Source organism: Acaryochloris marina MBIC11017, assembly GCF_000018105.1.
GTDB classification, from domain to species: Bacteria; Cyanobacteriota; Cyanobacteriia; order Thermosynechococcales; family Thermosynechococcaceae; genus Acaryochloris; species Acaryochloris marina.
This window is the reverse complement of sequence record NC_009926.1, coordinates 228,782-243,735: the sequence shown is the minus strand read 5'-3', so window position 1 is coordinate 243,735 and position 14,954 is coordinate 228,782. Positions and strand designations below refer to the sequence as shown.

3 protein-coding genes are annotated in these 14,954 nt (G+C 52.7%); all 3 read right to left on the bottom strand.

Annotated elements, in window-relative coordinates; translation table 11 throughout:
* Window position 1: 1 nt before the first annotated feature.
* The 3 genes from AM1_RS29790 to AM1_RS29780 are packed head-to-tail and all read right to left on the bottom strand — an operon-like array spanning window position 2 to window position 14,888.
* On the bottom strand, window positions 2-889 hold the full coding sequence (locus AM1_RS29790; protein WP_012166735.1) for a class I SAM-dependent methyltransferase: 888 nt from the start codon (window positions 887-889) through the stop codon (window positions 2-4).
* 35 nt (window positions 890-924) lie between these two features.
* Complete coding sequence (locus AM1_RS29785; protein WP_012166734.1) at window positions 925-5,646, bottom strand: non-ribosomal peptide synthetase; 4,722 nt, start codon at window positions 5,644-5,646, stop codon at window positions 925-927.
* Entirely contained in the window at window positions 5,643-14,888 is a 9,246-nt protein-coding gene (locus AM1_RS29780; RefSeq protein WP_012166733.1) for a non-ribosomal peptide synthetase, read from the bottom strand. The genes AM1_RS29785 and AM1_RS29780 overlap by 4 nt, the downstream gene beginning before the upstream one ends.
* Window positions 14,889-14,954: the final 66 nt, after the last annotated feature.

Genomic DNA, 14,954 nt, shown 5'->3' with positions numbered 1-14,954 from the left:
TTTAAGCTTGACCACTGGGTTTTTGGGCTAGGAAGTAGGCGTAATCTTTCCGTTGAGGAGTGGCTCTCCTAGCCCGAAAATCATAGACTTCGACCTGGGTGAATCCCACCACTTCCAGAGCAGCTCGTACCTCAGCTTGAGAATAGGGCTTAGCCGTAAAGGTCATGGGTAAAGATTGCCAATACTTATCAATTAGCTGGGGTAAAAGGCCGGGACGCAGGACGCGCAGGACTCGATTGTAAACAAAGCGCTTGAGCCGTTGGGGGATGGAATGCGATCTCTTGTCCGAGTTTGTCAGGCTGGGGGATGCGTCGGAATCGGCAGGCTGAAACAGCGTGATCGTAAACGTGCCCGTTTTGTTGTCTGCATCATAAGTTTCTCCCACCGTCCAGGCGTAATCAGCTTGCAGTTCCCCATCATTCACCTCGATATTGCGATATCGATTTTCCAGACCCAAGTCGAATAGGAAACGTCCGCCCTGCTTCAGGGCGGCGTACACGTTTTGAAATACCTGCTGTAGCTCGTCTAGACTCATAATGTGGTTGAGAGAGGAGTCAGTTGAAATCGCCGCATCAAAGGTAGATGGCAGGGTAAAGGAGCGGGCATCGTCCAGCAAAAATTTACCCTGGGGTGCATTCTCACGCGCGTAGTGCAGCATCTTCTCCGAACCATCCAGCCCTGTAACCTGATAGCCCTGCTGGATCAGCTGTTTGGAGACCTGCCCCGTGCCGCAGCACACATCTAGAATCTGGCCGTTTTCAGGCAGGTGGGGAAATAGTAATTTGTCCAAAAGGGGCATGAGACCTTGAAGGGCCAGATGAGCCTCAGAGCGATTGTATAACCAGGCCCAGGGATCGTAGTCGGAGTAGCGGGAGGTAGAAGAGGTCATAGTTTTTGGCAAATTGGTTGTGAATAAGGAATAAGTTAGGTTTGAGGTTCAGATTGCTTGAGCCAGCCGTTCTGGCTGAGATAGGTGAAGTAAGTGTGTAAGAGCGATTGATCGAGGGGTGGACATGCGATCTCACTTTTAGCTAGTCCATTCAAGGTGTTTTGACAGTCGAATCGGAGGACAGCTTCCAGGGACGGTTCACTAGACGGTTGACTGGGAGCAGTCAGTAGGGGAATCAGCGGATACAATGGGTGATTGGGCGAGGTTTCGGCGATGTGCAGCAGTTTGCTCCGCCAGTGCTGTTCGGAAATCTGCTGAACGGTGTAGCCCTGCGATCTCAGGGCCTCGAATAGAATGCTGGACGAAACCGGCTGGGGATGAACTAGGTGGAACGGTTGCGTCTGAGAGCTGGGCTGCTGAGAGAGGTAAGCAATGGCACGACTAGCGTAATCCACTGGAATCATGTCGAGCAGCATCTCTGCGTCTTTCGGGACATAGCCCAGCTCAACACAGCCGATGATCAGACGATACAAAAAGTCATTGGGGTTAAATACCCCGGTTTGACTGTGACCCGAGATCCGGCCCAACCGATAAATCGCAACTGGTAGGCCGCGATCGCCCGCCATTACTACCAGATGCTCGGCCACCCATTTGCTTTGGTTGTAGCCGCCCAACGGTGCGTGATTTGTAATATCCTCCTGTTCTCGGATCACCTGGGGGTTGGCAACGTCAGCGGGGGCAAAAACGCTGGTTGCCGACATAAAATGCACGGGCTTGACCTTGGTATGACAGGCCAATCGCAGGACTTCTTCAGTGCCCAAAACATTGCTGGCTTTGAGCAAGGAGTAGGGCGAGGCATGGTGTACCCATGCGCCACTGTGGTAAATCATGTCAGCATCACGAGCCAGAGCCTGAAACTGCGATTCAGTGAGGCCTAAACGGGGTTGAGCTAAATCGCCAACGATGGGAATAATGCGAGATTGCCAGGCATCATGCCAGAGCTGATAGGATGTCAGGCTAGCTTGCAGCTTGTGTTGGGCTGATGCTTGCGAGTGTGAGCGAACCAAACAATAGATTTTGGCAGTGGTTTGTTGCAGCAGTTCCGCGAGTAGAAAAGCGCCAAGAAATCCGGTGGCTCCAGTTAAGAAGATGCCACAGGCTGGAGCGATCGCCCGACTCGATCCGGGTGCTGGGCGAATGGTGGGGTCGAGGACGGCTTCAGCTTTGAGGAACGCTGCGATAGTTTGATGGGTAGCCTCCTGGGAGGCTGATTGAGAACCAGATGCCTGCCGCAGCGACTCAATGCGTTCAGCCAAACCGGCAACCGTGGGGGACTCGAACAAATCTGCGATCGCCAACTCGATTTGAAAATCTTTCAACAACCGAGCAATCAGCTTAGTGGCTAGCAGAGAGTGCCCCCCCAACTCAAAGAAGTCATCGTGAACTCCCACTTGCTTGACCTCAAGCACGTCAGCAAACACCTGAACCAGGCAAGTCTCAGTCGAATTACGGGGAGCCACAAAGGTCTCGGCCAGGGCAGGCCGCAACGTATCCGGTGCGGGTAGCGCCTGCCGATCGACTTTGCCATTTGGATTGAGCGGGAGAGCCTCTAGTCGCACGAAGACCGCAGGCACCATGTATTTGGGCAGGGTTTTAGCGACAAAACGGTGTAGCTCACTGGTGGTGGGTGCTGGGTCTGAGCTGGTTGCAACATAGGCCACCAAGCGGCGTTCGCCCGGTTGATCTTCGCGTACAATCACCACACTCTCCTGAACCGCCGGATGTTGAGCCAGGCGGGCTTCAATTTCGCCCAATTCAATCCGAAAGCCTCGAATCTTCACCTGATGATCTAGCCGCCCCAGCAGCTTGATATGACCGTCACGGCGGTAGCAGGCTAGGTCGCCGGTTTTGTATAAACGAGTTGATTCTGGATTTATAGCCTCAAAGGCATGGCTCTGCTGCGCTGCGCTAGGGATTTTGGAGTTTGGAGATAATAACTGACCCGTATCTAATCCAGCATCGAAAAGCGGCAATCCAAAATCCACAAAGGCTGCTGCCGTTTTTTCAGGCCGATTGAGATAGCCTCGTGCTAGGCCGATGCCACCGATATACAATTCGCCCGGTACGCCAATGGGCAAGAGTTGGAGATGGCGATCAAGGATATAGAGCTGCTTGTTGGCCGCTGGTCGCAGGGTTGGTTCTGCTCCAGCCTCACAAGGCACCATGCTGGCGTTGACGGTGGTTTCAGTGGGGCCATAGGCGTTGATGAACAGTCGTCCTTTTGACCACTGGGCAATCAGTTCCGGCGATGGCGCTTCGCCGCCCACCAACACCATCTGCAGCGCGGGTAAGTCTGCTGGTGGTAATGCGGTCAGGGCAGAGGGTGGTGCGGTGATGTGGGTGATGGCCTGTTCTCGCAGTAGCTTTAGGAGTCCCGGCCCTGGTAGCAAATCCTCTGGGGGAGCTAGATGGAGGGCAGCACCACAACCCAAACTCATGACAATTTCGGGAACGGATGCATCGAAGCTGAGCGAGAAAAATTGCAGGACGCGACTATCGGGGCGCACCTGGCAGGTGCGAATCTTGTCGTCGGTTAGATTGACCAATCCGGCATGGGGCACCAAAACGCCCTTCGGTGTGCCAGTTGAGCCGGAGGTATAGATCAAGTAGGCTAGGTTTTCGACCGTAACCGCACTGCTGGGATTGTGTTCCGGTTCCTGAGAAATGGTCGGCCAATCGGCATCCAACTTGATCACCTGGGCGGTAGGGTTAGGCAGATGGGTCGCTGAGGTGGAGGTCGTCACCAGCAGCGGCACTTGCGCATCCGCCAGCATAAAAGCCAGCCGCTCAGGCGGATAGGTGGGGTCAAGCGGCAGATAGGCACCTCCGGCTTTGAGAATGCCGAGCAGTCCCAAGATCATGGCAGGTGATCGCTCTACGCACAGCCCTACTACAACCTCAGGTTTCACGCCTTGGTTTTGCAGATAGTAGGCAAGCTGGTTGGACTGCCGATTCAGTTCAGCATAGGTGAGCTGCTCATCTTGAAAAACGAGTGCGATCGCATTGGGTGTTTGTTCAACCTGAGCTTCAAATCGCTGATGAAAGCATTCGTCCTGAGCATACTCAACCTGAGTATCGTTCCAGGTCACGAACTGCTGATACCGCTCGGCTTCTGTTAGCAACGGCAGGTCAGAGATGCACTGATCGGGATGGGCAACGATGCCAGTCAGTAAGCACTGGAAATGTTCGGCCATTGCCTGAATCGTTGCTTTGTCAAATAAATCGGTACTGTACTCGAAGGTACCTCCTAAACGAGCCGCCCCAGTGTCAGACACCTCTTCGCTCATGTCCAAACTCAAATCGAGCTTGGCCGTCGAACTTTCGAACTGAAGAAAGCTCATTGTCAAGTCAGCAAGATTGAGATCGCTTGTAGGTGCATTTTCAAGCGCAAACTTGACCTGAAATAGTGGACTGTAACTGAGGTCTCGCTCCGGTTGCAACTCTTCCACTAGTTTTTCAAACGGCAGATCTTGATGTTCATAGGCCGCTAGAGTCGTCTGCTGCACTTGCTGCAACAGCTCACGAAAGGTCGGGTTGTCGGCCAGGTTACTCCGCAGCACCAGGGTATTCACAAAGAATCCGATCAGCCCCTCAATTTCAGAGCGATTGCGGTTGGCGATGGGGGAACCGACCAACAAATCTGCCTGCCCGGTGTAGCGATGGAGCAGTACCTTGAACGAGGCCAGCAGAGTCATGAATAGGGTGACACCTGCTTGCTGGCTCAAGGCTTTGAGGGCTGCCGTCAGCTCAGCCGAAAGTGTAAAGGTGTGCTTGGCTCCCCGGAAGCTTTGAACGCGAGGACGGGGGCGATCGCTGGGCAGTTGCAAAATCGGCAGGTTTCCACCCAACTGCTGGTGCCAATAGGATAGATGCCGCTCTAGCACCTCCCCCTGCAACCATTGGCGCTGCCAGACCGCAAGGTCAGCATACTGAATCGACAGCTCTGATAAAGGAGACGGCTGTCCAGCTGAAAACGCCCCATACAGAGCGGTTAACTCCTGCAGCAAAATATCCATTGACCAGGCATCCGAGATGATATGGTGCATCGTCAACAGCACCACATGCTCAGTATCCGTTAGCCGGATCAGAGTGACTCGCAGCAGTGGTGCCTGGGTGAGGTCAAACGGCTGCTGAGCCTCTTGCTGGGCAAGTTGCAGCACTCGAACTTCCTGCTCCGCTTTGTCAAGGGTACTGAGGTCAACACGCTGTAGAGGCACGGTTAATTCGGGCACAATCATCTGAACGGGCTGACCATCTACGGCTTGAAAGGCCGTTCGTAAACTCTCATGTCGCTGCACGATGGCATTGAAGCTTTGATCGAGTGCGATCGCATCCAGGGTACCCGTTAAACGAGCCGCTGCTGGAATGTTGTAGAGCGGACTATTGGGTTCCATCTGATCGAGAAACCACAGCCGCTGCTGCGCAAACGATAACGATACATGCTCTGGACGGGCGATCGCTTGTATCTCGGGAAGGGACAAATGGGAGGCGGCATGAGCCTGATTGAGAAAGGCAATGATTTCAGCTTTACGAGCCGAGATCTGGGCGCTGAGGTCGGCAGTCAGAATGTCCTCTGGAGCATTGCAGCGCAGTCGAGTCTGTTCTGAGCCGTCCTGACGTTTGTCATCGGTCCCTTCGACCCACAGTTTGACATCTAGGCGATACAGATCGGATAAGAATGATTCAATCGGTTTCATAGTTCAATTTCCTTTCGACCCGGTTCGGTTGTAGTAGCAGGGATGGGGGCTTGGGCAATCGCCAACCGGAGAACGTCGATGTGTTCTGCCAGTTCAGCAATGGTCGGTTTTTCAAACAGGCTACGCAGAGAGAGCTCCAGTTCAAAGGTTTCGCGCAGACGGGAGGTGAGGCGGGTAGCAAGTAACGAATGTCCCCCCAGTTCAAAAAAGTTGTCATGGACACTGATTATCTCTACCCCAAGAATTTCGGTATAGAGGGTAGCCAATGTCGCTTCGGTGTGGCTGCGGGGTGGGACGATTTCATCCTGCGTCCGGGATAGGTCGGGAGCAGGTAGCGCCTTGCGATCGACCTTGCCATTGGGTGTCAGGGGCAGAGCCTCCAGCGTCATATAGGTCGCAGGCACCATGTAGTCTGGCAGTTTCGCCCGTAAGAATTTGCGTAGCTCACCACTGTCTACCTGTCGTTCTGGCTGGCAGACCAAATAGGCCACTAACTGCGACTCTCCGAATAAGTCGGGACGGGAGATCGCGACCACCTCATGGACATCTGAATGCTGACGCAAGACGGCTTCAATTTCCCCCAGTTCAATCCGGAAGCCGCGAATTTTCACCTGATGATCCAGGCGACCTAGATACTCGATTGAGCCATCCGGACGGTAGCGGGCGAGGTCGCCAGTTTTGTATAAACGAACGGATTTTGGATTTTGGACTTCGTCGTGAGCGCTCAGTCGAACGATTTCGGATTTTGGAGGGATTTGTGAGTCTGGCTCTAATCCAAAATCGGCAATTGGCAATCCAAAATCAATAAATCGTTCTGCCGTTAGCTCAGGTCGATTCAGGTAGCCCCGTGCGAGTCCGTCGCCGCCGATGTGCAGTTCACCGGGAACGCCGACAGGCACAGGCTGTCCGTGGCGATCGAGGAGATAGATTTGGGTGTTGGCGATGGGGTGGCCGATAGGGATTGATCCCCCTAAATCCCCCTTGGTAAAGGGGACTTCGGAGTCGGTGTGATTGTGTGGCTGGTTCTTTACTGGATAAATCGTAGACCAGATGGTGGTTTCGGTGGGGCCATAGAGATTCCAGACGGAAGTTCCCATGTTCATTAACTGCTGAGCCAGATCGCCACTCAGGGCTTCACCGCCACAGAGCATTTTTAGTCCGGCTTGTCCAGACCAGCCTGCGGTCAGCAGCATCCGCCAGGTGGCGGGGGTGGCCTGCATAATGGTTGCGCCTGTGCGGCTAAGCAGTTCACTGAGTTGTTCGCCATCGGCGGCTACTGTACGACTAGCGACGACGACCTTTGCCCCGGTAATCAGGGGAAGATACAGTTCCAGTGCCGCGATATCAAAGGAAATCGAGGTGATAGCCAGTAATGTGTCATCCGCAGTTAAACCGGGCTGTTTGTGCATCGAGCAGAGGAAATTAACCAGACTGCGGTGAGTAATCTGCACCCCCTTAGGCTTGCCTGTTGAACCGGAGGTGTAGATGACGTAGGCGAGGTGGTCTGCCGTAGCCAGATTAGCGAGATTGTGTCGGGGTTGCTGGGCAATTGTCTGCCAATCCCCATCCAGTTCAACGACCTGAGCCTGATGGGGAGGTAGCTGATCCGTTAGAGAGCGTTGGGTGAGCAGAATCGCTAGGTGGGCATCACTCATCATCCAGGCCAAGCGATCGCTCGGGTAGTCCGGATCAATCGGCACATAGGCTCCTCCCGATTTGAGGATGCCCAGCAGTCCAATCATCATGTCGAGGCTGCGATCGCAACAAATTCCCACCAAATCATCTGGCTTCACCCCTAGGGTTTGCAGATAGTGAGCGAGTTGATTAGCTCGGGCATTGAGTTCGGCATAGGTCAAGTGTTGGTCTTCGAAGATGAGTGCAATCGCATCTGGCGTTTGTTCAACCTGGGTGGCGAACAGCTCAGATAAACACCGATCTTGGGGATAGTCAGCCTGTGTCTGATTCCATTGCATCAACTGGTGGAACTCAGATTCAGTCAGGAGGGACAGATCTGCAATGTGCTGGGCTTGATTAGCTACCATCATCTCCAGTAGTTTCTGGTAATGGCCGACTAGACGGGCGATCGTCCCTACCCCAAATAGATCCGTGTCATATTCCACCGTGCCCATCAGACCTGCATCCGTTTCTGTCAGTGAGAGGATGAGGTCAAACTGCGTTGTGCCGCTATCGCTCTCCAGCGGGGTCAGGGTCAATTCTGGCAGATCAACCTGTGAGAATGGAGCGTTTTGCAACACGAACATTACTTGAAAGAGGGGAGAATAGCTCAGCGATCGCTCAGGCTGCAATTCTTCTACTAACTGCTCAAAGGGTAAATCCTGATGAGCATAGGCTCCCAGGGCTACCTCTCGGACGCGGCTCAAGAGTTCGGTAACGTTGGGGTTATCCGACAGATCCGTCCGCAGCACCAGGGTGTTGACGAACAGGCCAATCAGTCTCTCGGTTTCAGCCCGGTTGCGGTTGGCAATCGGTGTGCCGACAACAATATCATCCCGGTTGCTATAGCGGCTGAGCAGAAGATTGAACCCTGCCAGTAGCGTCATAAACAGGGTGCAGCCTGTATCCTGGCTCAACTGTTGAAGATGACTTGACAGTTCGGTCTCTAGGTTAAAGGTATAGCTGGCCCCCTGGAAACGCTGTACGGCTGGACGAGGATGGTCAGTCGGTAATTCCAACAGAGCTGGAGCACCCCTTAGTTGCTTGCGCCAGTAATCGAGCTGTTTTGCCAATACTTCGCCCTGCAACCACTGACGTTGCCACGCGGCGAAATCTGAATACTGAATCGGTAATGGAGATAATGGAGAGGACTGTCCAGCACAAAAGGCGGGATAAAGGGTTGCCACCTCATTCACTAGCACCCCGAACGACCAGCCATCCGTAGCAATATGATGCAGGGTAATCAGTAGAATCTGTTCGTTGTGACTCAGGCACAGCAGACTCACTCGCATCAGCGGATCACGACTCAGATTAAAGGGGCGCTGGGCTTCTGCGTCCATCCACTCTTGAACGTCAGCATCCTGTTCCCCTTGGCTCAAAGTGACTTGAGTGAGAGAGACAGATGACGATGGTTGAAGAACGGCACTGGGTTCTCCCAGCTGGGTTACGATCGCCGTTCGGAGTACCTGATGACGACGGATAATTTCGGTGATAGTCTGCTCCAGGGCGTTGATATTCAGCGTTCCCTGGAGGCGGACGGCCACTGGCAGATTATAAAAAGGATTGTCCGGTTCAAGCTGAGCCAAGAACCACATTCGCTGCTGAGCGAAGGAAAGCTGGATTGGTTCTGCCGGAGAGCATGGCTGGATGGGAGGCAAATCTGGCACTTCTCCTCCCTGAATTGCCGCTGCGATGGCCTGGGTAAGCTGGGCGATGCTCGGACATTCAAACAAACGACGTAGCGGCAGCTCTACCTGAAACACCTGCCGGATCTGAGAAATCACCTGAGTGGCCAGTAGCGAGTGGCCGCCCAGCTCAAAAAAGTTACTGTGCAGACCAAGGTGTTGACTGGCCTCGACTCCAAGCACTTCTATCCAAATCTGCTCCAGGCGCATTTCCATCGGTGTTGATGGCAGTTCACCCTCAGAGACTGTATCTAGGGACAACTCTGGCGCAGGCAGCGCCTTGCGATCGACCTTCCCGTTGGGGGTCAACGGCAGAGCCTCCAGCGTCATATAGGTCGCAGGCACCATGTAGTCTGGCAGTTTCGCCCGTAAGAATTCGCGTAGCTCACCACTGTCTACCTGACGTTCTGGCTGGCAGACCAAATAGGCCACTAACTGCGGCTCTCCGAATAAGTCGGGACGGGAGATCGCAACCACCTCATGGACATCTGAATGCTGACGCAAGACGGTTTCAATTTCCCCCAGTTCAATCCGGAAGCCGCGAATTTTTACCTGATGATCCAGGCGACCTAGATACTCGATCGAGCCATCCGGACGGTAGCGGGCGAGGTCGCCTGTTCGATACAGTTGACCCCACTGAGAATGAACGACGAATTTCTCCTCAGTCAAATCAGGTCGATTGAGATAGCCGCGCGCGAGTCCATCGCCACCGATGTGCAGTTCGCCGGGAACACCGATGGGCACAGGCTGTCCGTGACGATCAAGAAGATAGATTTGGGTGTTGGCAATGGGGTGACCGATCGGCAGGGTGGCGGGGAGAGATCCCCCTAAATCTCCCTTACTAAGGGGGATTTCAGAACTTGGATCCTTGATTGGATAAACTGTAGACCAGATGGTGGTTTCGGTGGGGCCGTAGAGATTCCACACGGAAGTTCCGGTTGTTACTAACTGCTGAGCCAGGTCTCTACTCAGGGCTTCACCACCGCAGAGAATTTTCAGCCCAACTTGTCCTCGCCAGCCAGCGGCCAGGAGCATCCGCCAGGTAGCTGGGGTCGCCTGCATCACCGTTGCGCCGACAGCTTCTAATTGGCGACTTAAAAGTATCCCATCCATTGCCACTGTTCGGCTAACTAGAGCTACGGTAGCTCCTGTGATTAGGGGGAGAAATAGCTCTAGGGCAGCGATATCAAAGGAAACTGAGGTGACGGCCAAGAGAATATCTGTAGCCTCCAATCCCGGCTGGCGTTGCATTGAGAAGAGGAAGTTAACCAGACTCTGGTGCTCAATCTGCACCCCTTTGGGTTTGCCTGTCGAGCCAGAGGTGTAAATGACATAGGCGAGATGATCTGCTCCCACTCGTCGCTCGGGATTAGGGTCTGGCTGTTGGGAAATTGCCTCACTATCAAGATCCCAGCACACCACCTGGGACTTATGCTGAGGCAGTTGATCGCGCCAGTGCTCCTGAGTCAATAGAATCGGCATCTGGGTATCAGTAACCATCCAATTCAATCGCTCTTGGGGATAAGAGGGATCAAGGGGGACGTATGCTGCACCCGTTTTAAGGATGCCAAGCAGTCCAATCACCAGTTCCGGTGATCGATCTCCACAGACTCCGACCAAATCATTGGGTTTGACTCCCTGCGATCGCAGGTAGTAGGCCAGTTGATTCGCTCTGGCGTTGAGTTCAGCGTAGGTGAGTTGCTGATCTTCAAAGATGAGGGCCGTTGCTTCGGGTGTCCGTTCCACTTGGGCTTCAACGAGCTGATGCAGGCACAGGTCTATGGGAAAGTCCACCTGCGTCTGATTCCACTGCACCAACTGACGCTGCTCCACCTCCGTTAGCAAGGTTAGCTCTGACAAACGCTGTTTGGGGTTGGCAACGATGGCGGATAGCAGTGTTTGGTAGTGACCCACCAGTCGCGCAATTGTCGTCTCTTCAAATAGGTCAGTGCTGTATTCAACCGTCCCCACCAGTCCTTTGGGCAGCTCCTCCAGTATGAGGGTGAGGTCAAACTGAGACGTGCCGCTGTCGCTCTCCAGCGACGTTAGCATCAAACCTGGTAGCTCAATCTCATCTAACGGAGCATTTTGCAGAATAAACATCACCTGGAACAGCGGCGAATAGCTCAGCGATCGCTCTGGCTGCAGTTCTTCCACCAACTGCTCAAAGGGCAAGTCCTGATGGGCATAGGCTCCCAGGGCTACCTCTCGGACGCGGCTCAAGAGTTCGGTAACGTTGGGGTTATCCGACAGATCCGTTCGCAGCACCAGGGTGTTGACGAACAGGCCAATCAGTCTCTCGGTTTCTGCCCGGTTGCGGTTGGCAATCGGTGTGCCGACAACAATATCATCCCGGTTGCTATAGTAGCTGAGCAGAAGATTGAACCCCGCCAGTAGCGTCATAAACAGGGTGCAGCCTGTGCTCTGACTGAGTTGTTGCAAGTCCGTTGATAGTTTGGTATCTAAAGTAAAGCTGTAGCTGTCTCCTTGAAAACGCTGTACGGCTGGTCGGGGATTATCAGTAGGTAACTCCAACAGTGCTGGAGCATCGGCAAGCTGCTTGCGCCAGTAGGTGAGCTGTTGTTCCAATACCTCACCCTGTAACCACTGCCGCTGCCAGTCGGCGAAGTCTGAATACTGAATTGGTAACTGGGGCAGAGGAGATGGTTGTCCAGCACAAAAGACTGGATAGAGAGTAGCTACCTCGTTGACCAGGACGCCAATCGACCAACCATCGGCAGCAATGTGATGCAGGGTAATTAGCAGAATATGGTCGTGTTGCTCTAGGTGCAGTAGGCTAACCCGCATCAGTGGCTCACGACTGAGATTGAAGGGACGCTGGGCTTCTGCCGTCATCCACCATTGGACTTCCGCCTCCTGCTCTGGTTGAGAGAGTCCGCTTAAGTCTATCTGTGCGATCGCAACATCTGAATCCACTGAAAGATTGGCAACAGGTTGACCCGCAACGGTTTCAATCTGAGTTCGCAGCACCCGATGGCGATACAGAATCGTGCTGAACGTTTGTTCCAGCGCCAGCTGATGCAACTCACCCTGGAGGCGAACGGCCACAGGTAGGTTGTAAAAAGGGCTATCCGGTTCAAGCTGAGCCAGAAACCACATCCGCTGCTGAGCAAAGGACAGCACTAGATTGTTAGTATCGCTCTGAGGTTCAATCGGCGGTGCTGCTAAACCCGATTGAGACTCGCGTTCAATTGCGATCGCAAACTGGGAAATAGTGGGATATTCAAACAACCGACGCAACGGTAGCTCTAGCTGAAACACCTGCCGCACCTGAGAAATGATTAGCGTGGCCAGCAGCGAGTGGCCACCTAGCTCGAAAAAATTATCGTGAATCCCAGGCCGATTGCACCCCAAGACCGTAGCCCAGATGCCTATCAGAATGTCTTCCACAGGGGTTGCAGCCCGACTGGCCTCTGCAGAGGCCAGGGCATTCCCTTCTGGAGCAGGTAGAGCTTTGCGATCAACCTTGCCGCTGGGAGTCAGGGGCAACCGCTCGATCAGCACGAAGGCTGAGGGCACCATGTAGTCGGGTAATTTTTCATTTAGGAAACGGCGTAGTTCCAGCGTTTCAAGCGTCTCAACGGCGGATTCCGCATTGGGTACACCGTAAGCCACCAGACGCTTATCACCCGGTCGATCCTCCCGCACCATAACGACGGCCTCTTTCAAAGCCGGATGCTGGCTCAACGCGACCTCAATTTCACCCAGTTCAATCCGGAAGCCGCGAATTTTGACCTGATGATCTAGGCGACCCAAATACTCAATCGAGCCATTCAGTAGCCAGCGGCCTAAGTCTCCTGTTTTATAGAGACATGAATGATGCTGGGTCGTAATGTGACCTGAGTTCAGAAATGGATTGGCCACAAAGCTCAGCGTTGTTTTCTCAGAATTCTGCCAGTAGCCCTCACCCACACCAATGCCGGAAACACAAATTTCACCCGGCACCCCCACCGGAACCAACTGCATTTGAGCATCCACAATGTAGAGATTCAGATTCGCCAACGGCTTACCGATGGACACCGATCGCTGATGTTCAGGCAATGGAGTTGCGATAATTTGCTGCGTGATATCATCCGCTGCTTCTGTTGGGCCATAGGCATTCACTGCTGGAATCGACGGATAGAGATGTAGCCACTGATTGACCAAATTGACCGAGACATCTTCTCCCGTGACCATCATCCAGTTGAGCTGGTGCAGCGATCGCACCTGATCCGGCAACTGAGCCGCATAGTTCAGAAGTCCTTTCAGCACCACAGGAACGAGTTCCACCAAGGTGATGCTGTGGGTTTGAAGCATCTGCAACAGGGCTTGAGGGTCGCAAACGGTTTCCGTATCCGTAATGACGGTGCAGCCTCCAATCAGCAGCGGAGCCAAAAACTGCCAGACTGAAATATCAGAAGAGGCCGGAGCAGTTTGCAGAAATCGTAGATTCTCATCTAATTTCAGAGCATCAAACTGAGCATAAATATGGTTAATGGCTCCATCGTGGCGAATAATCGCTCCCTTCGGCAATCCAGTTGAGCCTGAGGTATAGAGCATATACGCCCAGTCACGACTATGGCAGGTTATCTCTAGATTTTTATCAGACAGATTTTCACATGATGCTGGCTCATTTGAAGACGTAAGATAGGCTTCAAACTTACCATCAGTTTTTAAATAAATGATGTGCTTTAAGTGAGGATAGTATTGACTATTATCAACAATTGATTCTCTCGTTTTAGCATCAGTTAAGAGGACGCTAACTTCGCTGTTTTGCAGCATATACTGGATACGCTCAGGCGGATAGGCACTATCCATTGGAACATAAGCTGCACCCGCCTTGAGAATGGCCAGAATTGAGCGCAGAAAATTAAGGCTACGCTCTTGAAAAATGCCAACAAAATCGCCCGTTTGCACACCTGCTGACTGCAAACATCGAGCTAGCCGATTAGCCTGCGAGTTTAGTTCTTGATAGGTAATGGATTCATTCCAACAAACGGCAGCAACCTGATCAGGAGATTGCTCAACCTGAGATTCAAATAAGCCTTGAATCGTCTGATCAGCGGGATACGATTGAGAATTATGATTAAAAGCTTTAAGTAATTGATCGACATCCTCATCTCTCAACAGGTTTAGTTGTGAAATAGGACGATTGGGATGTGCGATTGCATATTCCAGTCCATTAATTAAGTGCCTGATTAAGGCTTCAATTGTTCCATTTTGATATAGAGAATTGCGGTATTCAATTCGCCCTGAAATACTGGCTGCATCGATATGCCAGGACACCGTTAGATCCTGCTTTCTATCAGCGGGATGAGGATGCAGATTGTCGAGCGCTACCACAATGTCATACAGCGGACAACGGTGATCCAGTCGCGGTAGGTCTAGCGTTCCCAGCAGATCGTCTAATGGATAATGTTGATGAACATACGCCTGAATGGTAGCCTCTTTAACCAGCTGCAAGACCTCTTTAAAGCTGAGCTGATTATTAATTTGCAGGCGTAAAGGTAGAACGGATCTAGCAATAGGATTGCTTAACCGCTCACCATTCTCAGAGTGATTTTCAGGGAAAGAATAAGCTGGGATTCCCAACATCAGATCATCACTGCGGTTATATACTCTCAGCACGCAACTGAACGCCGATAGCAACAGTAAGTAGCTGGAAAAGTCGGATGCCTGACTGATTTGGAGGATGGCTTGAGACAGGCGATCATCTAGCTCAAATGTTACAGACTCGTTGTTAGGACTGTAGTGTTCAGGCCGCCGATAGTCGGTGAGAATAGCTGTCTCTGGGCGTTCTCCTGACAACTGGTTGAGCCAGTAGATTTTGTGATGGAGCCGCTGCTCAGAGATTGAGTCTGGTGGTGTCAGGGTTTGAATCATCATGATTGCGAGGAGGAATCTCCAGCTATGAGTCTCTAAAAATCTCTAAAGTTCTCTAGAACAGAA

Excerpts from the sequence above, each read along its gene's own strand:
- AM1_RS29790 (WP_012166735.1), bottom strand. The coding sequence starts at position 889 with ATGACCTCTTCTACCTCCCGCTACTCCGACTACGATCCCTGGGCCTGG.
- AM1_RS29785 (WP_012166734.1), bottom strand. The coding sequence starts at position 5,646 with ATGAAACCGATTGAATCATTCTTATCCGATCTGTATCGCCTAGATGTC.
- AM1_RS29780 (WP_012166733.1), bottom strand. The coding sequence starts at position 14,888 with ATGATTCAAACCCTGACACCACCAGACTCAATCTCTGAGCAGCGGCTC.